The sequence below is a fragment of the Aquitalea sp. USM4 genome (genome assembly GCF_004328945.1).
Taxonomy (GTDB): domain Bacteria; phylum Pseudomonadota; class Gammaproteobacteria; order Burkholderiales; family Chromobacteriaceae; genus Aquitalea; species Aquitalea pelogenes.
In genome coordinates, this window is sequence record NZ_CP029539.1 from 483,519 (window position 1) to 506,491 (window position 22,973).

Annotated in this window: 12 protein-coding genes, 5 tRNA genes and 3 rRNA genes; 5 read left to right on the top strand and 15 right to left on the bottom strand. The window is 55.8% G+C overall.

The features are described 5' to 3' along the window. The first annotated feature begins 337 nt into the window (after positions 1-337). Positions 338-1,468 carry a succinylglutamate desuccinylase/aspartoacylase family protein gene (locus DKK66_RS02175; protein ID WP_131355167.1) on the top strand — a complete coding sequence of 377 codons (1,131 nt, stop codon included), beginning with the start codon at positions 338-340 and terminating at the stop codon, positions 1,466-1,468. On the opposite strand, the gene DKK66_RS02180 is transcribed toward DKK66_RS02175, so the two are convergent. The 4 genes from DKK66_RS02180 to putA all read right to left on the bottom strand — a co-directional run bounded on the left by DKK66_RS02180 (position 1,457) and on the right by putA (position 8,045). Continuing rightward, positions 1,457-1,840, bottom strand: a complete 384-nt coding sequence (locus tag DKK66_RS02180; protein ID WP_062789311.1) for a cysteine-rich CWC family protein — start codon at positions 1,838-1,840, stop codon at positions 1,457-1,459. The two genes, DKK66_RS02175 and DKK66_RS02180, sit on opposite strands and share 12 nt — an antisense overlap. Positions 1,841-2,130: 290 nt before the next feature. Further along, the gene (locus DKK66_RS02185; RefSeq protein WP_045847036.1) at positions 2,131-2,874 is read right to left on the bottom strand and encodes a metallophosphoesterase; all 744 of its coding nucleotides are present in this window, start codon (positions 2,872-2,874) and stop codon (positions 2,131-2,133) included. Between the two features lie 137 nt (positions 2,875-3,011). Then, a complete protein-coding gene (locus DKK66_RS02190) occupies positions 3,012-4,241 on the bottom strand; it encodes a branched-chain amino acid ABC transporter substrate-binding protein (protein ID WP_131355170.1) in 1,230 nt (409 codons plus the stop codon). Positions 4,242-4,448: 207 nt separating this feature from the next. After that, positions 4,449-8,045, bottom strand: coding sequence for a trifunctional transcriptional regulator/proline dehydrogenase/L-glutamate gamma-semialdehyde dehydrogenase (gene putA, locus DKK66_RS02195; protein ID WP_131355173.1), 3,597 nt, complete (start codon positions 8,043-8,045; stop codon positions 4,449-4,451). A gap of 295 nt (positions 8,046-8,340) precedes the next feature. On the opposite strand from putA, the gene DKK66_RS02200 reads away from it, so the two are divergent. After that, a complete protein-coding gene (locus DKK66_RS02200; RefSeq protein ID WP_131355176.1) occupies positions 8,341-8,694 on the top strand; it encodes a DsrE/DsrF/TusD sulfur relay family protein in 354 nt (117 codons plus the stop codon). A 68-nt stretch (positions 8,695-8,762) separates the two neighbouring features. On the opposite strand, the gene DKK66_RS02205 is transcribed toward DKK66_RS02200, so the two are convergent. The 10 genes from DKK66_RS02205 to rnr form a co-directional block, all read right to left on the bottom strand. Further along, positions 8,763-9,089, bottom strand: a complete 327-nt coding sequence (locus DKK66_RS02205) for a BON domain-containing protein (protein ID WP_131355179.1) — start codon at positions 9,087-9,089, stop codon at positions 8,763-8,765. A gap of 241 nt (positions 9,090-9,330) precedes the next feature. Further along, on the bottom strand, positions 9,331-10,677 hold the full coding sequence (locus DKK66_RS02210) for a sigma 54-interacting transcriptional regulator (protein ID WP_131355182.1): 1,347 nt from the start codon (positions 10,675-10,677) through the stop codon (positions 9,331-9,333). Further along, positions 10,674-11,186 carry a hypothetical protein gene (locus tag DKK66_RS02215; protein WP_131355185.1) on the bottom strand — a complete coding sequence of 171 codons (513 nt, stop codon included), beginning with the start codon at positions 11,184-11,186 and terminating at the stop codon, positions 10,674-10,676. The genes DKK66_RS02210 and DKK66_RS02215 overlap by 4 nt, the downstream gene beginning before the upstream one ends. Before the next feature lie 12 nt (positions 11,187-11,198). Then, entirely contained in the window at positions 11,199-12,608 is a 1,410-nt protein-coding gene (locus tag DKK66_RS02220; RefSeq protein ID WP_165494093.1) for a sensor histidine kinase KdpD, read from the bottom strand. Positions 12,609-12,764: 156 nt separating this feature from the next. Further along, positions 12,765-12,879, bottom strand: a 5S ribosomal RNA gene (rrf, locus tag DKK66_RS02225). Positions 12,880-13,016: 137 nt separating this feature from the next. Further along, positions 13,017-15,903: ribosomal RNA gene (locus DKK66_RS02230) — 23S ribosomal RNA — on the bottom strand. A gap of 281 nt (positions 15,904-16,184) precedes the next feature. Beyond that, positions 16,185-16,260, bottom strand: a tRNA-Ala gene (locus DKK66_RS02235). A 4-nt stretch (positions 16,261-16,264) separates the two neighbouring features. After that, positions 16,265-16,341, bottom strand: a tRNA-Ile gene (locus DKK66_RS02240). Positions 16,342-16,405: 64 nt separating this feature from the next. Further along, positions 16,406-17,941, bottom strand: a 16S ribosomal RNA gene (locus DKK66_RS02245). Together the 16S, 23S and 5S rRNA genes with 2 tRNA genes alongside form the textbook arrangement of a ribosomal RNA operon. Before the next feature lie 501 nt (positions 17,942-18,442). Beyond that, on the bottom strand, positions 18,443-21,058 hold the full coding sequence (rnr, locus tag DKK66_RS02250; protein ID WP_131355191.1) for a ribonuclease R: 2,616 nt from the start codon (positions 21,056-21,058) through the stop codon (positions 18,443-18,445). A gap of 76 nt (positions 21,059-21,134) precedes the next feature. Here rnr and DKK66_RS02255 point away from each other — a divergent pair. The 3 genes from DKK66_RS02255 to DKK66_RS02265 all read left to right on the top strand — a co-directional run bounded on the left by DKK66_RS02255 (position 21,135) and on the right by DKK66_RS02265 (position 21,499). Further along, a tRNA-Leu gene (locus DKK66_RS02255) sits at positions 21,135-21,221 on the top strand. Positions 21,222-21,272: 51 nt separating this feature from the next. Next, positions 21,273-21,359 (top strand) — tRNA-Leu (locus DKK66_RS02260). Positions 21,360-21,412: 53 nt separating this feature from the next. After that, a tRNA-Leu gene (locus DKK66_RS02265) sits at positions 21,413-21,499 on the top strand. 55 nt (positions 21,500-21,554) lie between these two features. Here the strand turns inward: DKK66_RS02265 and DKK66_RS02270 are convergent. Further along, positions 21,555-22,973 carry a DHA2 family efflux MFS transporter permease subunit gene (locus tag DKK66_RS02270; RefSeq protein ID WP_242673551.1) on the bottom strand — a complete coding sequence of 473 codons (1,419 nt, stop codon included), beginning with the start codon at positions 22,971-22,973 and terminating at the stop codon, positions 21,555-21,557.

The window sequence follows — 22,973 nt, forward strand, 5'->3', positions numbered from 1 at the left end:
TCCATTGATGATATGACATGACACTGACACCTGTTTGTGATTATCCGCCGCATTCCAGCACGTTCAGAGGCTCAGACTGGCGCTGGCAGCGTACCGAGCATGAGCCTCTCTAAGCTTAGAAAGGGCAATGCAATCACTATCCGGGTTATTTCTTAACAAACAATAGGAAATTTCTGATCATGTATCGCCAAACATCCCGACGCAGCCAAAGCCAGCATGGCAGCTCCGCACACACACACCGGAGGGCAGGCATTTAGACAGCGTACGCACAACGCGCTACATTGTTGTCTGCACCATCTTCAAGCCGGCATTTGATGGCGGCATCATCGGAGCCCTCATGATTCATCACCAACATCCATTGACATCCAGTTGCCTGGGAACGCAGCGCCAGCTCTCCAGCTTTCACTTCGGCCAGCCGGGCTCCAGCGCCGGGAAGGCTTATATCCAGGCATCTTTGCATGCAGACGAGCTCCCCGGCATGCTGACCGCGTGGGAACTGAAACAGGCACTGCAAGTACTGGAACAGGAAGGAAAAATTGCCGGTGAAATCATTCTGGTACCGCAAGCCAACCCGATTGGCCACGCCCAGTCGCTGCTGGGGTATCAGCTTGGTCGCTTCGAACTGGCCACCGGACAAAACTTCAACCGCCACTACCCGCAGCTGACCCAGGCGGTGTACGCCGCAGTCAAGCATCAGCTGGGCAAGGATGCCAAAGCCAATACCGCACTGATCCGCCAGGCCATGCGCCAACACCTGCAACAACTGGCTGAACCTACCGAGTTGGTCAGCCTGCGCAAGCAGCTGTTACTGCTGGCCGCCGATGCCGACATCGTGCTGGACCTGCACTGCGACAGCAATGCGGCCTTGCATGTCTACACCGGCACGCCCTTGTGGCCACAGTGCGAGCCACTGGCGCGCTACTTGCAATCCCATGCGCAATTGCTGGCTACCGAGTCCGGCGATTATCCGTTTGACGAAGCCTGCAGCCAGACCTGGTGGGAGCTGGAAGCCCTGTGCCGCCAGGACGGCCTGGATGTGCAGATCGAAATGGCCTGCCTGTCAGTCACCGTGGAATTGCGTGGACAACATCAGGTGGCACAGGCGCTGGCGCGGCAGGACGCACGCGCCATCCTGGATTTTCTCTGCCTGCGCGGCTTGATTGCGGGCGAAGCACCGGCATTGCCACCGCTGCCCTACCCGGCCACCCCGCTGTCCGGCTCGGAAAACCTGCAGGCACCCCATCCGGGAGTGGTCAATTTCCTGCTGGCTCCCGGCACACTGGTAGCAGCAGGCCAGGCCGTGGCCGAAATCATCGACCCTCTGCAGGACAAGGTGGCAGTTTTGAGTTCACGCTATGGCGGCATGCTGTACGCACAGGAACTGCACCCGTATGCCACGGCAGGCATGACGGTAGCCAAGGTGGCCACCGCACAGTCATTCAAGACAGGAAAACTGCTATCGGCCTGAGGAATTGGGGGCCGCATCCCCTTGCTGGCCGGAAGGAGCCTGTGCAATGGCCTGTAACAAGCAGGCCGGGCACAGGCAATCTCCGCCATCCTGCGTCATGGGCATGACATTGGGCAGACTGGCACACCAGCAGTTTTCCTCACCATCAGCAATACCACAGCGGAAGGTGTCGCCACAGCGCTGGCACTGCTTGGCCTGGGCAAGCGGCGGCAAGGACAACAAGCGGTTCCACACCGCTTTTTTTTCATAGTCGCTGAAGCCTGGCCAACCAGCTATTTCCTTTAATGTTCGCCGGCAACTCTTGCAGCTTTCCCCGGTGGCATCCAGCTGGCAACGCTGCTGACAGGGGGATGGAATGGGAGAGGTACTCATGCGGGCCGCCCGGACAGAACGCCAGTACGCCGCAGGCATGCAAAATCCGCAGGGCTGCGCTGCAGCCCGGAATGATGACGCAACAACATTGATGCAAACATAAAACAGCCTGTTACAAGGGAATGAGACTAACCCGGCACGCGGGACCAGTTACCCGAAAATCACACGACATAATAGCAGTGCAAAAAATTGCCATAAAAATATAAGGCAATACATTGTTCAGGCTCAAACAACGCTTCTGCACCGACTACCCGGCAAAGAGCTTGCCCGGCAGCAATAACACAGGCAGTTCAGCTTTCCAGCATGTCAGTACCATAGCCCTTGTCGGCCACGTTCACACTATGCGTCTGCATGGTATCCAGCTGCAGCATGCTCAATTGGCGGCCGTATACGCCGCCAGTGTCCAGATACCAGACATTGTCGATCTGCCTGACCTGGCGCTGTGGAGTATGCCCCACACACAGCATGTACACGCCGACAACCGGCTTACGTACCATGCCCTTGGCCCGCAAACGGCACCAGGTGATCTGGCGCAGCAGCTTGCCGCCCTCTTCTCCCCAAGGGGTGGGTAATGCCAGTTGCTGACGCAACAAGTTCCAGTCGTCCAGCGGGCAATCGGCGTGCAACAGGCCGATCAGGCCGTGCTCGCTTACCACCTCCATCGCCAGCGGCAGGCGCAAGAACGCAGTACGGTAGGCTTGCTTGTCTTTTTCATCCAGGCAGATGAACCAGCCGCCGCCATTATTCAGGTAGCGTTCGCAGGCATCGGTTTGTGCCAGATCGAATTCCAGTGCCATCTGTTCATGATTGCCCCTTACCGCATAAAACCAGGGCTTGGCCAGCCACTCCAGCACCTGGCGCGACTCCGGGCCACGATCCACCAGGTCGCCAACGGAAAACAGCCGGTCGCGACTGCCATCAAACACCACTTGCTCCAGTAACTGACGCAATTCGGTGAAGCATCCATGCACATCACCCACTACAAAGTCACGCCCGGCCTGATTGGCGGGCATGCTGGCAAACAACTCACTCATACACAATCACATCAGTCTTGAGAGATACAGCTTTCATTATGCACATCTGCCCCCGGTTCTGCGGGAAATTGTCGAGCAGCAGGCATGAAAAAACGGCGCAGTGTCTGCGCCGTTTCTGAGCCAAATCAGTAAGAAAATTACTGGGCTGCGGATGCTGCAGCAGGAGCAGCAGTGCCGCCACCGATGGTTTGCATCACTTTCCACTGACCGCCTTCAACCTTGTACACGGTGATGCCGCCGTCTTTCAGGTCGCCCTTGTCGTCGTAGGTCCAGTTGGAAGAAGTCACACCGGAGTACTTGATCTTGGCCAGTACCGGCAGGTAAGCCTTGGGATCGGTGGAGTTGGCATCCTTCATGGCCTGGATCAGCGCGCGGGTCGCGTCATAGCCGTACGGGGAGTAAGTGGCTACGTCGGTCTTGAAACGTGCCTTGTACTTGTCGGCATATTCCTTGCCCTTGGGCATTTGTTCCAGCGGCAGGCCAGCCAGCGAGGCGATGGAGCCTTCGGCTTCCTTGCCTGCCAGTTGCAGGAAGTTCGGGGTCTTGGTCATTTCGCCGGAGATCAGCGGAGCCTTCAGGCCCAGACGCTTCATCTGCTTGGCCATCGGGGCGGACTGGGCGTCAGCACCACCGTAGAAGATCACGTCCGGATTCACGCCCTTGATGGAGGTCAGAATGGCGGCGAAATCGGTTGCCTTGTCGTTGGTGAATTCGCGCTTGGCCACGTCGCCACCGGCAGCCTTGACGGCTTTTTCGAATTCGTCAGCCAGGCCTTGGCCGTAAGCGGTACGGTCGTCAACGATGACGATTTTCTTGGCCTTCAGGGTGTCCACCACGAACTTGCCCATCACGCTACCTTGCTGGGTATCGGAGGTCATGGAACGGAAGGTGTTCTTGAAGCCTTGTGCGGTGAAGACCGGGGAAGTCGCCATGGCAATCATCGGGATGCCGGCGTCAGAGTAGATCTTGGAGGCCGGGATGGCGCAACCGGAGTTGAAGTGACCGATGATGCCGGAAACCTTGTCGTCCACCAGCTTCTGTGCCAGTTGGGTAGCGGTTTTCGGGTCGGCTTGGTCATCCTGGGCGTCCAGTTCGAAGGTCACCGGCTTGCCACCGATGGTCGGCTTTTCGGCGTTGGCATCTTCGATGGCCAGGGTCACGCCGTTTTTGTATTCTTCGCCATAGTGGGCTTGCGGGCCGGTCAGCGGAGCGGCAAAGCCGATTTTCACGGTGTCGCCACCAGCAGCGGCAGCAGCCGGAGCGGATGCGCCAGCCGGAGCGGCGGCGTCGTCTTTCTTGCCACATGCAGACAGTGCCAGAGCAGCTGCGACAGCGATGGTAACGGTAGTCAGCTTGGTGAATTGCATCTTGAATCCTCTATCTTTCGGTCTCTCCTGTCCGCTTGTGGCGGACAGATCTCATGCAGCGAGCTTGTTGTAAGTGAAAACGCTGGCGGCATTATTCCAATGCCGACAGCACATGACAAGTAGCGTGACAAAGATATCGTCACACAGCCCCGGTTTGTGACCATTCCCGCCAACAGCCGGGTTGGGCCGGGCCGGGGCTGACTGACATCAGTCGCCGATACTCATCAGGCTGGCGTTACCACCTGCTGCCGTGGTATTGACGCTGACTGCGCGCTCCACCACCAGACGATGCAGGTTGTAGCCATCTTTGCCGGCCAGAATCAGCGGAATCAGCGCACCGTCACGTTGCGCCAGTTGCTGGCGCACGCGGGCTGCGTCTTCCCCTTCATACAGCACGGCATCCAGCGAGGCAGTCAGCACGTCTTGCGTCAGCTCGACATGGCTGCCCAGTGTGCTGGCCAACTGGCGATTGGCCGGCGAATCCGCCAGCACTGCCACGTTGCCGGTAGCCAGTACGGCCACCAGTTGTTCGGCCAGCGTTGCTCCACTGCTGGCCACGCACCCTACCTTGCCGCGCGGGGCAAAGCAGAGCGTGTTCTTTTCGCCGGTCGGTCCCGGCAGGCTTACCTGATGGGTCAGCGGCGAAGCACGACCTGCCGCATCAATGCGTGCATTCAGGCCACTCACACCCATGCTGCCCGCTACCGCGGCCAGCTTGGACAGACCGGACAGATTGGCGGCCACCGGCTGCAAGGCCAGCTTGGGTGCCCATGCAGCGCGGGTCAGACGGTACAGGTAGAACGGGCCACCGGCTTTGGGGCCGGTACCGGACTTGCCTTCACCGCCGAAGGGCTGCACGCCCACCACCGCACCCACGATATTGCGGTTGACGTAGACATTGCCCACTTTGATCTTGTCGACAATATTGTTGATGGTTTCGTCGATGCGACTGTGAATGCCGTGGGTCAGGCCGTAACCGGTGCTGTTGATTTCTGCCACCACCTTGTCCAGCTGGCTGGCTTCAAAGCGCAGCACATGCAGTACCGGGCCGAACACTTCACGGGTGAGATCGGACAGGTTGTCGATTTCAAACAGCGTCGGCGGTACAAACGTCCCTTGCTGGCATTGTTCCGTGAGCGGGGTCTGGTAGAACCAGCGCGCACGCTGCTTCATCTTGTCGATGTGTGCCAGCAGGCCGGCCTGGGCTTCGGCATCAATCACCGGGCCGACATCGGTACTCAGTCTGGCCGGGTTGCCCACGGTCAGTTCGGCCATGGCTCCCTTGATCATGGCGATCACCTTGTCGGCGATATCGCTTTGCAGGTACAGCACGCGCAAGGCGGAACAACGCTGACCAGCCGAATCGAAAGCCGAGCTCAGTACATCGGTCACCACCTGCTCCGGCAGGGCCGAGCTGTCCACGATCATGGCGTTCTGGCCGCCGGTTTCGGCCACCAGCACCACGTCCTCGCCACGCTTGGCCAGGGTGCGGTTGATGATTTGTGCCACTTCGGTGGAGCCGGTGAAAATCACACCCTGGATGCGCGGATCGCTGGTCAGTGCAGCACCGACGATTTCGCCACGGCCCGGCAGCAGTTGCAGCACATCACGCGGCACGCCGGCTTCGTGCAGCAGACGCACGGCATAGGCGGCAATCAGGTTGGTTTGCTCGGCCGGCTTGGCCAGCACCGGGTTACCGGCGGCCAGCGAGGCGGTCACTTCACCAATGAAGATGGCCAGCGGGAAGTTCCACGGGCTGATGCACACCACCGGGCCCAGCGGCTGGTGGGTAGCATTGTCGAAATTGGCGACGATCTGCGCGGCATAGTAACGGCAGAAGTCCACCGCTTCACGCACTTCGGCAATGGCATTGCTCAGGGTCTTGCCCGCTTCACGCACTGCCAGTCCCATCAGTGCCGGCATGTGATCTTCCATCAGGTCGGCCATGCGGTTCAGGCAGCCAGCGCGGTCTGCCACCGGGGTATTGGCCCAGCGTGCGGCGGCAGCTTCGGCCAGTTGCAAGGCACGTTCCACATGTTCCTGCGTGGCTTCAATCACTTCACCGACGATGTCGGCGTGGTCGGCCGGGTTACGTACCGGCAGCTTGTCGCCTTCACTGATATCGGCATCGCCCAACAGCGGGCTGGCCAGCCACTGCTGCTGTTCCGAACCTTGCAGGCCGATTTGCAGGGCGGCAAGCACATGCTCGCTGGACAGGTCCAGGCCCTTGGAATTCTGACGCTCGCTGCCATAGAGGGAAACCGGCAGGGCAATCTTGTGATGCGGCTGACCGGCATGGCTGGCGGCTTCCGCTACCTGGTCGGTCACCAGTTCGTCGATGGATACGTTTTCGTCCACGATGCGGTTGACGAAAGAGCTGTTGGCACCGTTTTCCAGCAGGCGGCGTACCAGATAAGCCAGCAGGGTTTCGTGCGAACCCACCGGCGCGTAAATACGGCAGGCCTTGCCCAGATTGTCCTTGCCCACCACCTGGTCGTACAGGGTCTCACCCATGCCGTGCAGGCACTGGAATTCGTAATCCAGGCCCTGACCCAGCTGATAAATGGCGGACAGGCTGTAGGCATTGTGGGTGGCAAACTGCGGGTAGATGGCATCCTGTGCGGCCAGCAGGCGCTTGGCACATGCCAGATAGGAAATATCGGTATACACCTTGCGCGTATACACCGGGTAGCCCGGCAGGCCATCCACCTGGGCGCGCTTGATTTCGGCATCCCAATAGGCACCCTTCACCAGACGCACCATGAAGCGGTGACCGGAACGGCGTGCCAGATCCACCAGATAATCAATAATGAAGGGGCAGCGCTTCTGGTAAGCCTGCACCACCAGACCAATACCATTCCAGCCTGCCAGGTCCTTGTCGAAAGCCAGCTGTTCCAGCAGGTCCAGCGACAGCTCCATGCGGTCGGCTTCTTCGGCATCGATATTCAGGCCGATATTGTATTGCTTGGCCAGAACCAGCAGTTCCTTGAGGCGGGCATACAGCTCGGTCATCACCCGTTCACGCTTGGCGCGGCTGTAACGCGGGTGAATGGCGGACAGTTTTACCGAAATGCCCGGACCATCGTAAATGCCACGGCCGGCAGACTCTTTGCCGATGGCGTGGATCGCCATCACATAGTCTTTCATGTAGCGCTGGGCATCGTCCTCGGTCATGGCGGCTTCACCCAGCATGTCGTAGGAGAAACGATAGCCACGTGCTTCGCGCTCACGGCCATTTTCCAGCGCCTGTTCGATGGTTTCACCAGTAACAAACTGCTTGCCCAGCATGCGCATGGACATGTCCACGCCTTTGCGGATCAGCGGTTCACCGCCCTTGGCGATCAGACGGGTCATGGCAGCAGACAGGCCTTGCTCGCTATGCGAGGAAACCAGCTTGCCAGTCACCACCAGACCCCAGGCTGCGGCATTGACGAACAAGGAAGAGCTGTTGCCCAGGTGGGCTTTCCAGTCACCACGGGAAATCTTGTCGCGGATCAGCTTGTCGGCCGTTTCCTTGTCCGGAATACGCAGCAAGGCTTCCGCCAGGCACATCAGGGCAATGCCTTCCGCGCTATCCAGCGAAAACTCATGCATCAGGGCATCTACCCCGCTGGAGCGCGTACGCTCATGCCGCACCTGGCTGACCAGGCGACGCGCCAGGTCCTGGGTAGCGGTTACCTGTGCCGGCTGCAAAGCCGCCTGCGGCAACAAGGCCTGTACACATTCCTGTTCATCGCGACGGTATGCGGATGTAATGGCATCGCGCAAGGCGCTCTGGTTTAGGGCAAACACCTCGAATTGCATGGAAAACTCCCGATTTTGTTCGCAGCCCGGTTTATACCGGTTAAGATTTGCCTATTGTATACAATTGCATTTTTCTTTGTTCGACAATATAAAATATTCTTGGTATCAGACACTGCGTGGACGGCAACAGATCAAGGCAAATCAAGCGACTTGTCCTATTATTTGCTGCATCCCCCCACCCTTTTGCTGTTGCATTACCACAACGTTACCGCTTGCGATCCAGGCCACAGCCACAGCAGCTACCCGGCCTTCGCAGGCAGGCCAATCCACTTTGTAGTCAATGACAGGACTTGCCGTGCAGAATATTTTGCTCATCGTGAATGCCAGCCCCTATGGCAACGAACGCTGTCTGAGTGCATTACGCTTGACACTGACCCTTGCGAGCCATGGGCAACCCAGTCGCATCAAGCTGTTTTTGCTATCCGATGCGGTCATCACCGCGCAAAACGGTCAGGGCAATTCCAATGGGCCAAGCCTGGCAGACATGCTGACCGAAGCCATGACGCATGGTGTCGCCGTCCATGTTTGTCGCACCTGTGCCGAGGCACGCGGGCTGGATCAGACCCGCCTGCTACCAGGCGTGAAGATAGGCAGCATGCCGGAACTGGCCGACTGGACGCTGGAAGCCGACAAAGTCGTCAGTTTCTGAATAAAAAAAGGCCTGCCTCTCGGGGGGGAAGGCAGGCCAAAGGGCAGTTCACATCAAGCAGCAAGAAATCAAATGGGGCGTATCAACATTTCCGAACGAACCTCGCGCACCCCAGGCACATTGGCGGCAACCTCAAGCAAGTGCCGTACGGTATCGCGACTGGGGCTGGAGCCTTTCAGCCACACCATCCCGGCCTTGACCGAAGGATGCACGACCGAACCCGAACCATCGGCTAGCGGCTTCAGAACTTCATTCAGCTCCCAGGCTATTTTCTCGTCATCTGATACATGAGAAACAGCAACATGTTCGGCAATCGGGTCCATCAGCAGGCTGTCAGTTGCCATCACTGCCTGCAGCGGAAGCAATAATAAAAATATCCATGCGGCACGTTTCATTTTCATCGCACACCTCGGTACAAGAGCACTCCAGCTGCTATTGCAAAAGCCGTGCCAACCTTGGATAAGCATTTAAATTCAATGGCTTAGTAAAAAAAAGCCACATACTCCGCTGCTTGTTTGTCTCAAACTGTCGCCCATCAGCGACAAGGCGAGATGGCAACAATGCTCAAGTCATTGATTAACATGAAAAAACCCCTGTCGCCATTTGGCGACAGGGGTTTTCGATCCTGATACCGGTTTAAAAGTCCTTGAACGCTGCAGCCACCAGATCATGCTTTTGCAACAAGCGGTAGAACTCGGTTCGGTTACGGTCGGCAATACGCGCAGCCACACTGGCATTGCCTGCAGTCACCCGCAGAAGCTTCTCCAGATATTCCCGCTCGAACTGACGCCGCGCCTCTGCCAGTGTAGGAATACTGGCCATGCCGTCTGATACGGCTTTTTGCACCAGGCTTAGCGGAATCAGGCCTGCGGTACTCAACACGCAGCACTGCTCGACGGCATTGGCCAGTTGGCGGATGTTGCCAGACCAGCGCAGACTGCATAGATATTCCGTGGCGTCGGGAGCGAATCCGGCTACCTCCTTGCCATAACGTTCACACACCTGACTCAGGAAATGCTGCGCCAACAGCGGAATATCCTCCCGCCGTTCACTCAGTGCAGGCAATTGCAGGGTAAGGACATTGAGACGATAAAACAGATCTTCACGAAACAGGCCATCACTGATCAGCAATTCCAGATCGCGGTGCGTTGCCGAGATCAGCCTGACATCAACGGCGATTGGCTTGCTGGCTCCCAGCGGGCGCACTTCGCGCTCCTGCAGCACGCGTAATAGCTTGACCTGCAGGGCAAGCGGCATATCCCCGATTTCATCCAGAAACAAGGTGCCGCCATCGGCCTGGGCAATCAGCCCCTGGTGGCGCGCTGCCGCCCCGGTAAAAGCGCCCTTCTCATGACCGAACAACTCGCTCTCCAGCAAGTTGTCCGGAATGGCCGCGCAATTGACTGCAATAAACGGCTTGCCTGCCCGTGGACTAGCGCGATGCAATGCCCGGGCCAGCACTTCCTTGCCGGTACCACTTTCACCGCGAATCAATACACTGGCATCCGTGACAGCAACCAGACGCGCCTCGGCCAACAGCTCATCCATCAAAGGACTGCAACTGACCACCTCTGCGCGCCAGGTATCCTGCTCATCATGCGACAAGGCAGGCGCAGACAACTGCAACGCCTGAGACACCTTGCTCAGCAGGGCGGCACTGTCAAATGGCTTCACCAGATAACCGAACACGCCGCGACTTACCGCCTCCACCGCATCAGGCACTGTGCCATGAGCAGTCAGGATGATCACCGGCAAGGACGGATAACTCCGTTTCACCTGCTCGAACAAGGCCATGCCATCCATTCCCGGCAAGCGCCAATCGGTCAGTAACACATCCGCTCTGCGCACAGCCAGGGCGCTCAGTGCGGCCTCGGCCGAAGCTGCCTTGTCCACCAGATAACCTGCTGCCTCCAGACGCAAACCAAGTAGGTGCAGCAAGTCCGCATCATCATCCACCAACAGAACACGCCCGACATGCATCATGGTTGTATCTTCTTTTTGCTGGCCTTGTTGACCATGGATTGTTCAATCAGACGCAAGGCTTCCAGCTTGGCCGCCAGCTCATCGGCACGATGTTGCTGCTCGGCTAGCTGGGCATTGCTTCTTTGCATGGCATCCTCATGTCGCTTGCGCTCATTGAGCAGACTGCCCAGCAAGATGGACAAGCCCGACAAGCCTTCTGCCGGCTCTTGCCGCAACTGCTCATTCGCCTTGTCCAGTTGGCTGCGCAATGGCTCAATCCTGGACTCACCATTCAGCCATTGTTGTGCTACATAGCGCAGGCGCTCGCCGGCGCAAGCATCTTTCCCGGGCAAGGCACTATCACGACTACGCCGCAGGCTGCCCAGGACAGCCTCTGCATCCTGACAGTTGCGAGACTGACTCTTCCAGGCAACTACCCCACCGGCATCGCGTGAGGAGTGTTCTGACCAACCAGCACATGCCGACAACTGGCTTAACAACAGCAAGGCAAAAATATTGTTACGCATCATGCGAATGCTCATTCAGGAAGTACATGGCCACCAGACACGGAAATGCGCCCCCTTGGCAGCAGGCAAGGATTCAACATCGCCTCCCATCAGTTGGGCAAAGGTTTTCACCATGGTCAGCCCGATACCGCTACCCGGAGCCTCCCCGACTGGAGCAGGCCCACTATAGAAGGGCTGGAAAACCAGTGTGTGATTTTCAGGCGCAATTCCTGGCCCCTGATCAATGACCGCTACCCATGTACGATCAGCCTCCCTGCCGGTTGCAACGGAAATAACACCGCCAACAGGAGAAAACCGAATAGCGTTAGAAAGAAGATTATCAATAATGGTTCGGAATTTTTCACTATCGACCGGCACCTGCAAACTATCGTGCGACAGTTCCAGCGTGATGCGCTTTTGCTGCAACAAGGGACGCATGCTTGCCGCCGCATCCTCAATCAAGGCATGCAATTCATGCACACGCATGTCCAGAGGCTGTGCCAGCCAGTTGGCGGCATCATGCCGCAACAAGGCATCCACCCGCTGACGTAACAAACGGGTATTGGACAAGGTGATCGCCACGATTTCCTGTTGCGAGGGCAGCAAGGGGCCGGGAATCTGGTCTTGCAGCAGTGACGATGCCTCCTGAATAGCCGCCAACGGGGTTTTCAGCTCATGCGAGACATGACGGAAAAAATCCGCCTTATCCTCTTCCAGCCGGGCAAGTCGATGATCCAGCTCACCCAGGGCAGCAGCCAGCTGCACGATGTCGGCCGGAGCCGACATCAACCAGCTCTGACCACGCACTCCCTGAGAAAGGGCGGCAATTTTACCGCGCAGCTGCTGCAGGGGCCTGACCAGCAGCCAAGCCAGTAGTAATCCGGAAAACACGGCAAGGCATAATGACAGGATGGCCACCCGGTCAGCCTGTTGACGCTTTTCCCGCAAATTGCTGTCCCACTGCTTGCGCTGTACCTCACCCAATTGCCGGATACGTGACTCCAGCGCCGCTCCCAAACCGGACAGCGACTCATACTGTGCGGACCACGCCGCAACAGGATGTTCACCACCATCCAGCAAGGCCAGCGATTGCTTCCCCCACTCCGATAATGCCCGTCCGAGTCTGCGCAAACCGGCATCATCCTGCCGCTCCAGCCTGGCCGCCAGCTGCATCAGTGCGCTCAAGGCCTCTTTGCCAACCTGGGAATAGCTCTCCTCACGCAAAACATTCCACTGGCGTGTCGAGCGCTCAAACAGCTCACCCTGACTGGAAAATATGCGTATGGATTCGGAAAGTAGCAGGGCCTGACGCTGATTCTGGTCCACTTGTTCCGCCAACTGCTGCAGATGCCACCAGGTTTGCACCAGTGCCAACGAGGGAATCAGCGTCACCACGAACAAGCTAGCAACCAACAGCGACTTGAAAGACAGATGGCGCAATAGCATGAACACTCCAGACACGAAGATGAAGCCATTGTCCAACAGCACGGCTTGTCTTCACAAATCAAAGCAGCAGTCGCTGACAGATTGACGATAATCGGGCGCATGCCGCAGCCCAAATGCACAAAGCCCAGCTCGTTTGAGCTGGGCTTCGAAGGGGGAGTCTGGCAGTGTCCTACTTTCACATGGCGAATGCCACACTATCATCGGCGCTAAGGCGTTTCACGGTCCTGTTCGGGATGGGAAGGCGTGGGACCACCTCGCTATGGCCACCAGACATAAACTGTCAACAAACTAAAAGAAGCTTTGTCATCCAGACATCGTCTGAATCACTGAATTAATTAGATTGGGTCTTTGATCGCGTCGCACACTCACTATCCATCCGGCCTCGGTTTCCCAAGCCACTCAAATGATAGGATCAAGCCTCACGAGCAATTAGTATCGGTTAGCTTAACGCCTCACAGCGCTTCCACACCCGACCTATCAACGTCCTGGTCTCGAACGACTCTTCAGGAGGGTCAAGCCCTCAGGGAAGTCTCATCTTCAGGCGAGTTTCGCGCTTAGATGCTTTCAGCGCTTATCTCTTCCGAACTTAGCTACCCGGCAATGCCACTGGCGTGACAACCGGTACACCAGAGGTTCGTCCACTCCGGTCCTCTCGTACTAGGAGCAGCCCCCGTCAAACTTCCAACGCCCACTGCAGATAGGGACCAAACTGTCTCACGACGTTTTGAACCCAGCTCACGTACCACTTTAAATGGCGAACAGCCATACCCTTGGGACCGGCTACAGCCCCAGGATGTGATGAGCCGACATCGAGGTGCCAAACACCGCCGTCGATGTGAACTCTTGGGCGGTATCAGCCTGTTATCCCCGGAGTACCTTTTATCCGTTGAGCGATGGCCCTTCCATTCAGAACCACCGGATCACTATGTCCTGCTTTCGCACCTGCTCGACTTGTCGGTCTCGCAGTTAAGCTACCTTTTGCCATTGCACTATCAGCACGATTTCCGACCGTACCTAGGTAACCTTCGAACTCCTCCGTTACACTTTGGGAGGAGACCGCCCCAGTCAAACTGCCTACCATGCACTGTCCCCGATCCGGATAACGGACCAAGGTTAGAACCTCAAAGGGGTCAGGGTGGTATTTCAAGGTCGGCTCCACAGGAACTAGCGTCCCTGCTTCAAAGCCTCCCACCTATCCTACACAAACCACTTCAAAGTCCAATGCAAAGCTACAGTAAAGGTTCACGGGGTCTTTCCGTCTAGCAGCGGGGAGATTGCATCTTCACAAACACTTCAACTTCGCTGAGTCTCAGGAGGAGACAGTGTGGCCATCGTTACGCCATTCGTGCGGGTCGGAACTTACCCGACAAGGAATTTCGCTACCTTAGGACCGTTATAGTTACGGCCGCCGTTTACTGGGGCTTCGATCAAGAGCTTGCACCCCATCACTTAACCTTCCAGCACCGGGCAGGCGTCACACCGTATACGTCCACTTTCGTGTTGGCACAGTGCTGTGTTTTTGATAAACAGTCGCAGCCACCGATTCTCTGCGACCTGTCGTAGCTCCCACCGCAGGGTGTTCACCACAACAGGCATACCTTCTCCCGAAGTTACGGTATCAATTTGCCGAGTTCCTTCTCCTGAGTTCTCTCAAGCGCCTTAGAATTCTCATCCTGCCCACCTGTGTCGGTTTGCGGTACGGTTCTTGTGTAGCTGAAGCTTAGTGGCTTTTCCTGGAAGCGTGGTATCAGTCACTTCAGGTCCGTAGACCCTCGTTATCACTTCTCGGCGTTAAAGAAGGGCGGATTTGCCTACCCTTCACGCCTACCGGCTTGAACGACCTATTCCAACAGGCCGCTGACCTAACCTTCTCCGTCCCCACATCGCACTACACAAAAGTACGGGAATTTTAACCCGTTTCCCATCGACTACGCTTTTCAGCCTCGCCTTAGGGGCCGACTCACCCTACGCCGATGAACGTTGCGTAGGAAACCTTGGGCTTTCGGCGAGCGGGCTTTTCACCCGCTTTATCGCTACTCATGTCAGCATTCGCACTTCTGATATCTCCAGCATCCCTTACGAGACACCTTCACAGACCTACAGAACGCTCCCCTACCATCTGCACTTACGTGCAAATCCGCAGCTTCGGTTATCAGTTTGAGCCCCGTTACATCTTCCGCGCAGGACGACTCGACCAGTGAGCTATTACGCTTTCTTTAAATGATGGCTGCTTCTAAGCCAACATCCTGGCTGTCTGGGCCTTCCCACTTCGTTTACCACTTAACTGATCATTTGGGACCTTAGCTGGCGGTCTGGGTTGTTTCCCTCTTGACGATGGACGTTAGCACCCACCGTCTGTCTCCCATGCTCGCACTTTCCGGTATTCAGAGTTTGCCATGGTTTGGTAAATCGCAATGACCCCCTAGCCATAACAGTGCTTTACCCCCGGAAGTGATACATGAGGCACTACCTAAATAGTTTTCGGGGAGAACCAGCTATCTCCGAGTTTGTTTAGCCTTTCACCCCTATCCACAGCTCATCCCCTAGTTTTGCAACACTAGTGGGTTCGGACCTCCAGTGCGTGTTACCGCACCTTCATCCTGGCCATGGATAGATCACTCGGTTTCGGGTCTACGCCCAGCAACTAAGACGCCCTATTCGGACTCGGTTTCCCTACGCCTCCCCTATGCGGTTAAGCTTGCTACTGAACGTAAGTCGCTGACCCATTATACAAAAGGTACGCAGTCACCCCTTGCGAGGCTCCCACTGTTTGTATGCATCCGGTTTCAGGTTCTATTTCACTCCCCTCCCGGGGTTCTTTTCGCCTTTCCCTCACGGTACTGGTTCACTATCGGTCGATCACGAGTATTTAGCCTTGGAGGATGGTCCCCCCATCTTCAGACAGGATTTCGCGTGTCCCGCCCTACTTTTCGTATGCTCAGTACCAAGAATGAAATTTCGTGTACGGGGCTATCACCCACTATGGCGGACATTTCCAGGTCCTTCCACTATCTCAATCTTTATCACATACAGGCTATTCCGCGTTCGCTCGCCACTACTGACGGAATCTCGGTTGATTTCTTTTCCTCGAGTTACTTAGATGTTTCAGTTCACTCGGTTCGCTTCCACGTACCTATGTATTCAGTACGGGATACCCTTGCGGGTGGGTTTCCCCATTCGGATATCGCGGGATCAAAGCTCTATTGCCAGCTCCCCCGCGCTTTTCGCAGGCTTACACGTCCTTCATCGCCTGTGATCGCCAAGGCATCCACCAGATGCACTTAGTCGCTTGACCCTATCATTTCAGTAACCTGAGTTACCAATCCGACAGGATTGTGTTTGTGCGACATGTCACACCGCCCCTTTTGGTATGGCGACATGACATTAGATACAATCAAATTCCCAAGATGACGATTTGTCCCACATACAGAATTAACTGCAGGTGTTTCATCTCGCCGTCTAATTAATTCGGCTTCTTCAGTTTGTTAAAGATCGGGCATTGTCTACACAACGCAAACAAAAATCCACGCAGCAATCAATCATGCTGTGTGCGCTTTTGTTTGCACTGTAAGGTGGTGGTGGAGGATGACGGGATCGAACCGACGACCCCCTGCTTGCAAAGCAGGTGCTCTCCCAACTGAGCTAATCCCCCAAACTGGTGGGTCTGGAAGGACTCGAACCTTCGACCCCTGCGTTATCAACACAGTGCTCTAACCAGCTGAGCTACAAACCCAGTCAAACCCTTAAAATCTCGAATAACCGATAGGCTGTGAATACTTGACGATCGCCTTCTCTAGAAAGGAGGTGATCCAGCCGCAGGTTCCCCTACGGCTACCTTGTTACGACTTCACCCCAGTCATGAATCCCACCGTGGTAAGCGGCCTCCTTACGGTTAGCCTACCCACTTCTGGTGAAACTCACTCCCATGGTGTGACGGGCGGTGTGTACAAGACCCGGGAACGTATTCACCGCAGCATGCTGATCTGCGATTACTAGCGATTCCGACTTCACGCACTCGAGTTGCAGAGTGCGATCCGGACTACGATCGGTTTTATGAGATTGGCTCCACCTCGCGGCTTGGCTACCCTCTGTACCGACCATTGTATGACGTGTGAAGCCCTGGTCATAAGGGCCATGAGGACTTGACGTCATCCCCACCTTCCTCCGGTTTGTCACCGGCAGTCCCATTAGAGTGCTCAACTGAATGGTAGCAACTAATGGCAAGGGTTGCGCTCGTTGCGGGACTTAACCCAACATCTCACGACACGAGCTGACGACAGCCATGCAGCACCTGTGTTACAGCTCCCTTTCGGGCACCAATCCATCTCTGGAAAGTTCTGTACATGTCAAGACCAGGTAAGGTTTTTCGCGTTGCATCGAATTAATCCACATCATCCACCGCTTGTGCGGGTCCCCGTCAATTCCTTTGAGTTTTAACCTTGCGGCCGTACTCCCCAGGCGGTCAACTTCTCGCGTTAGCTACGCTACCAAGGATTCAAACCCCCAACAGCTAGTTGACATCGTTTAGGGCGTGGACTACCAGGGTATCTAATCCTGTTTGCTCCCCACGCTTTCGTGCATGAGCGTCAGTGTCATCCCAGGGGGCTGCCTTCGCCATCGGTATTCCTCCGCATCTCTACGCATTTCACTGCTACACGCGGAATTCTACCCCCCTCTGACGCACTCTAGCTGTGCAGTCTCCAATGCAGTTCCCAGGTTAAGCCCGGGGCTTTCACATCAGACTTACACAACCGCCTGCGCACGCTTTACGCCCAGTAATTCCGATTAACGCTTGCACCCTACGTATTACCGCGGCTGCTGGCACGTAGTTAGCCGGTGCTTATTCTTCAGGTACTGTCATCCCCCAGCGATATTAGCGCTAGGGATTTCCTCCCTGACAAAAGTCCTTTACAACCCGAAGGCCTTCTTCAGACACGCGGCATGGCTGGATCAGGCTTGCGCCCATTGTCCAAAATTCCCCACTGCTGCCTCCCGTAGGAGTCTGGGCCGTGTCTCAGTCCCAGTGTGGCGGATCATCCTCTCAGACCCGCTACTGATCGATGCCTTGGTGAGCCTTTACCTCACCAACTAGCTAATCAGACGTCGGCCGCTCGAATAGCGCAAGGTCTTGCGATCCCCTGCTTTCCTTCTCAAAGCGTATGCGGTATTAGCTATCCTTTCGGATAGTTATCCCCCACTACTCGGCACGTTCCGACGCATTACTCACCCGTTCGCCACTCGTCAGCGGAGCAAGCTCCCTGTTACCGTTCGACTTGCATGTGTAAAGCATGCCGCCAGCGTTCAATCTGAGCCAGGATCAAACTCTTCAGTTCAATCTCATAGCAAATTTCTGGCACGCAAGATCAAAGAATAAACAAGTACTTCTTGGACTGTTTACTTTTTCTCTCGCAGTGCAAGTGTGGCTTTCGCCAAGCACTCACACCTATCGGTTATTCTGTTTTTTAAAGAGCGGTGCAGGTCGCTGCGTTTCGTTTCCGTCGCTGCGTTGTCTGCTGAGGAGGCGAACTATACCGCCCTGACCCACCCTCGTCAACACTTTGTGCGAAGAAATCTGCAGGATTTGCCAAAATTCCGTCGCGCAGACCGCTAAGTCACTGAACGGTAATACTTTATGAAATACGGGTTTCGTGACTGTTTTGCTGCGGGTGCACAGTCAATGCTCGACTCACATCCCTTCCGGCACCGACCGGCCGTGAAAACTGGCGCAAAAAGCTAGTCTCAGCACCGACACAGGCAGCAAAAAGCCCGGCTGGGCCGGGCTTTTTGCTGAGTCAGCCATTTCTCATACCAGAGAGGGCTGTCCACATAACAGCTTACTGACTGTCCGGCTTCTTGGTATTTCGGCTACGGCCGCGCGGTGCAGATGGTACCGCTGCCTCAGAACTTGCAGCCGGCTTACGGCGCGAACGCGGAGCAGGTACAACGGCATCCCCCGCAGACTGCGCAGCGACGGAACTTCCCGCAGGCTTGCGTCGTGCGGCTGTCGACTTCGCTGGCTCACCTTTCACAGGCGGTCGAGGATCAACCGGTGTTGGCACCGCTGCCGGTTTACGCTGATTCCTTGCCTTGCCGGATGCTGCCGACGCCGCTTGCGGAACAGCAGCGACACTATCTTGTCGGCTGGCAACATGTTTGCCATGCTGATTCCGACTACGCCCACCATGATTGGTCTGCTTGCGGGAGGATGTAGCAGTATGGCTTGCATGCTGTGGTTTCTCGCGTTTGCCACCAGGCGAAGCCATAACCGGCTGTGCTGTATCACGTACCAGTGCAAAATCAACCTGGGCATTTTCCAGATTGGCGCTCACCACTTTTACCGTCAGCGTATCGCCGAGGCGATAAGACATCCCGCTCTTTTCACCAACGATTGCCTGAATATCCTTGCGGAAGTGGAAGTAGTCCTTGCCCAATTCAGAGATATGTACCAGGCCTTCCACATAAACATCATCCAGCAACACAAATACACCAAAGCTGGTAACCGCACTAATCTTGCCTTCGAATACCTCTCCTACCTTGTCCTGCATATAGTAAGTCTTGAGCCAGGACTCGACGTCACGACTGGCATCATCCGCCCGCCGCTCTGTCATGGAGCAATGCATACCCAGCTGGGCCCACTTGCCGGGTTTGTATTTGCTGCCCTGCAATACTGCCTTGATTGAACGGTGAACCAGCAAATCCGGGTAACGGCGGATCGGTGAGGTGAAATGCGTGTAGGCATCATAAGCCAGGCCAAAGTGGCCATTATTGTCTGGTGTGTAGACGGCCTGCTGCATGGAGCGCAGCAACATGGTTTGCAGGACAGGCGCATCGGGACGGCCGTGAATCTGCTCAGCCAGCTTGGCATAATCCTTGGCTGTCGGCTTGTCGTTACCCGCAAGAGTAAGCCCAACCAACTGCAAGTAATTGCGCAGGTTCTCAAGTTTTTCTGGCGTAGGGCCTTCATGTACGCGATACAGGCATTTTTGCTTGCTCTTGAGCAGGAAGTCCGCCGCACAGACATTGGCCGCCAGCATGCACTCTTCAATCAAGCGGTGTGCATCGTTGCGGACCACCGGAACGATCTTGTCTATCTTGCCCTGCTCGTTGAAGATCATCTGGGTCTCAATCGAGTCAAACTCGATTGCACCCCGCTTGGCACGGGCTGCCAGCAAGACCTTGAACAAGCTGTAGAGTGTCTGGATATTCGGCAACAGCGGGTTATCTGTCCCATGCTGGATCCAGTCCCATACCTGGGTATAGGTCAGCCGTGCTTTTGAAAGCATGACTGCAGGGTAGAACTGATAGCGTTTGACTTCTCCCTTGCCATTGATTTGCATGTCACAAACCATGCACAGCCGCTCGACATCGGGATTCAAGGAACAGATGCCGTTTGACAGTGCTTCGGGCAGCATCGGGATAACACGGCGCGGGAAGTAGACGGACGTTCCGCGATTCACTGCCTCTTGATCCAGGGCATCGCCCGGCTGGACATAATGACTGACATCGGCAATGGCCACGATCAGCCGGAAACCCTTGCCTTGCTTCTCCGCATAGACAGCATCATCGAAGTCGCGTGCAGTTTCGCCATCAATGGTCACCAGCGGCAGATGACGCAAGTCGACACGATCCTTGGACAAGTCTTTTTTGCGTACTTTCTTGGGCGTGGACTTGGCTTGGGCTAATACCTCTGCCGGAAACTCATGCGGCAAGGCATGTTTGCGCAGCGCAATTTCAATTTCCATGCCCGGATCAGCATAATTGCCCAGCACTTCCACAACCTTGGCTACCGGCTGTCGATAGGCATCCGGATATTGCAGGATTTCTACCATCACCACCTGGCCATGCTTGGCATCCTTCTCACTGCCTGGCTCGATGAGGATTTCATGCCGGATACGACGATCTTCAGGCGTGACGATCCATACCCCACGTTCCTGATGAATACGCCCTACCAATTTGCTGAATGCATGATCCAGCACCTCGACAATTTTGCCTTCCTGCCGGCCACGACGGTCAACGCCGGAAGGACGGACCAGTACGCGGTCGCCATGCATGACTTTTTTCATTTCACGCTCAGGCAGGAAGATATCCACCCCACTGCCTTCACCTTCATCCGGCAGAGCGAAACCAAAACCGTCACGGTGACCGGAAACCTTGCACTTGATCAGATCCAGCTTTTGAGCTGCACAAATCGCGCCTTTACGATTGATGATCAGCTGACCTTCACGCTCCATGGCCAGCAGGCGGCGCTCAAAGAAGCCCAATTCGGTATTCTTGATAGACAACATGGCGGCCAGTTCTTCCGGAAACATTGGCACACCGTTATTTTCCAGAAGTTGCAGAACGAACTCCCGGCTGGGTAAGGGATTGGAATATTTGAGTTTTTCTCGTTCCAAGAAGGGATCCTGCAAACGCAGGGGAATGTTTTTTTGTTTTTTTGCAGATTGGGCCATTGACACCCTCAGAAACTTGTTTATAATTCGCATCTCGTTGCAGCAAGACAGCAACTGAATGATACAGCAAAGCAGTGCCCAGGTGGCGGAATTGGTAGACGCACTAGGTTCAGGTCCTAGCGCCCGCAAGGGTGTGGAAGTTCGAGTCTTCTCTTGGGCACCAACAAACTGTATTGTATAGTGCTTGTTCAGCTTGTAGCAGAAAATTTGGTTTGCCCAGGTGGCGGAATTGGTAGACGCACTAGGTTCAGGTCCTAGCGCCCGCAAGGGTGTGGAAGTTCGAGTCTTCTCTTGGGCACCAACAATTTTTAGAATCAGCATTTACTGCTGGTTTGCAGTACGACAATTTGCTTTGCCCAGGTGGCGGAATTGGTAGACGCACTAGGTTCAGGTCCTAGCGCCCGCAAGGGTGTGGAAGTTCGAGTCTTCTCTTGGGCACCAATAAAAAGCCGTTGATCTCTGATCAACGGCTTTTTCCATTTCTGCGCAGATAATTTCATTGCGCTTGCTTTTTGCTACCCTCCCCGCGCACTGCCAGTGCAGCACCCGCATTACGATCCAGCCGCCAGAAAAATGCGACCGAAAACAAAGTCAGCATGCCCATCGCCAGAAAAGACCAGGCAAAATCGCTGCCTTGCAAAGTACCATGTCCTTGCAAGCCCGCAGTCGTCTGCAAAATGATGGCTGCAAAAGTCACACCAAACCCAGCTGCCAATTGCTGCGCCACGCTGGAGAGGCTGGTTGCATGGCTCATGCGCGCCTGTGCCACGTCAGCAAAGGCAATGGCGTTAAGACTGGTAAATTGCAAAGAGCGCAGAAAACCACCCAGTACAAACACCAGCAGCATCACCCAGTGCGGTGTTTCGGGACGAAACAACCCGTACACCGCCATGGACAAGGCGACCAGTACGGCATTCCAGGTCAGCACTTGCCTGAAGCCAAAGCGTTCGAGCACGCGAGATACAATGGTTTTCATGAAAATGGCACCAACTGCGGTGGAACAAGTCAGCAAGCCCGATTGAAAAGGCGTGTAGCCAAAACCAAGCTGCAACATCAAGGGCAGCAGGAAAGGGGTGGCACCTATCCCCATGCGGATGAGAAAGCCCCCCCAGACACTGGCATGAAAAGTTGGCAAGCGCAGCAAGGATAGGTCGAGCAAGGGTTCATTTACCCGGCGGTAATGCAGCAAGTAAGCCAGCAACATCACTCCTCCAGCCATACTGACGGCCAAAGAAAGGTTGGCAGACAACATATGCTTGCCCTCGGTAGCCAGCCCCAGCATCAGCATGGACAAGCCCACTCCGCTCAAGAAAAAGCCGGTCTTGTCCAGTGCCGGTACATTTTCATCCCGCAGATTCTCAATGTAACGGCCAGCGAGCACCATGCCTAACAGGCCAATGGGAATATTGATGAAAAATATCCAGCGCCAATGGAAATACGTGGTGATAAACCCACCCAATGGTGGCCCGATAACAGGGCCCAGCAAGGCAGGAATGGTGAGGTAACTCAACGCCCGGACCAGTTCATCCTTGCGCGTTGTGCGCAAGATGACCAGTCGTCCCACAGGCACCATCATCGCTCCGCCCATGCCCTGTACAAAGCGCGCCAGGACAAATGACTCCAGCGAGCCACTGAAGCCGCAAAGGATGGAACCCGCCATGAAAACCAGGATGGCCGAGCGGAAAATGCGGCGTGCGCCGAAACGGTCCGCCATCCAGCCGCTGACGGGGATAAAGACAGCAAGGCTGACCAGATAGGAGGTCAGCGCCAGCTTGAGCGCCACCGGATCAACCTGCAAATCCTGTGCAATGGCGGGCAAGGAGGTGGAAATAACCGTAGCATCCATGTTCTCCATGAATAATGCGGTCGCAATGATGAGCGGCGTCAGCATGCTGCGGGCAAGAAGAAACTGCAT

Coding starts and splice junctions, on each gene's coding strand:
- DKK66_RS02175 (WP_131355167.1), top strand. CDS start 338: ATGATTCATCACCAACATCCATTGACATCCAGTTGCCTGGGAACGCAG.
- DKK66_RS02180 (WP_062789311.1), bottom strand. CDS start 1,840: ATGAGTACCTCTCCCATTCCATCCCCCTGTCAGCAGCGTTGCCAGCTG.
- DKK66_RS02185 (WP_045847036.1), bottom strand. CDS start 2,874: ATGAGTGAGTTGTTTGCCAGCATGCCCGCCAATCAGGCCGGGCGTGAC.
- DKK66_RS02190 (WP_131355170.1), bottom strand. CDS start 4,241: ATGCAATTCACCAAGCTGACTACCGTTACCATCGCTGTCGCAGCTGCT.
- putA (WP_131355173.1), bottom strand. CDS start 8,045: ATGCAATTCGAGGTGTTTGCCCTAAACCAGAGCGCCTTGCGCGATGCC.
- DKK66_RS02205 (WP_131355179.1), bottom strand. CDS start 9,089: ATGAAACGTGCCGCATGGATATTTTTATTATTGCTTCCGCTGCAGGCA.
- DKK66_RS02210 (WP_131355182.1), bottom strand. CDS start 10,677: ATGATGCATGTCGGGCGTGTTCTGTTGGTGGATGATGATGCGGACTTG.
- DKK66_RS02215 (WP_131355185.1), bottom strand. CDS start 11,186: ATGATGCGTAACAATATTTTTGCCTTGCTGTTGTTAAGCCAGTTGTCG.
- DKK66_RS02220 (WP_165494093.1), bottom strand. CDS start 12,608: ATGCTATTGCGCCATCTGTCTTTCAAGTCGCTGTTGGTTGCTAGCTTG.
- rnr (WP_131355191.1), bottom strand. CDS start 21,058: ATGGCCCAATCTGCAAAAAAACAAAAAAACATTCCCCTGCGTTTGCAG.
- DKK66_RS02270 (WP_242673551.1), bottom strand. CDS start 22,973: ATGCAGTTTCTTCTTGCCCGCAGCATGCTGACGCCGCTCATCATTGCG.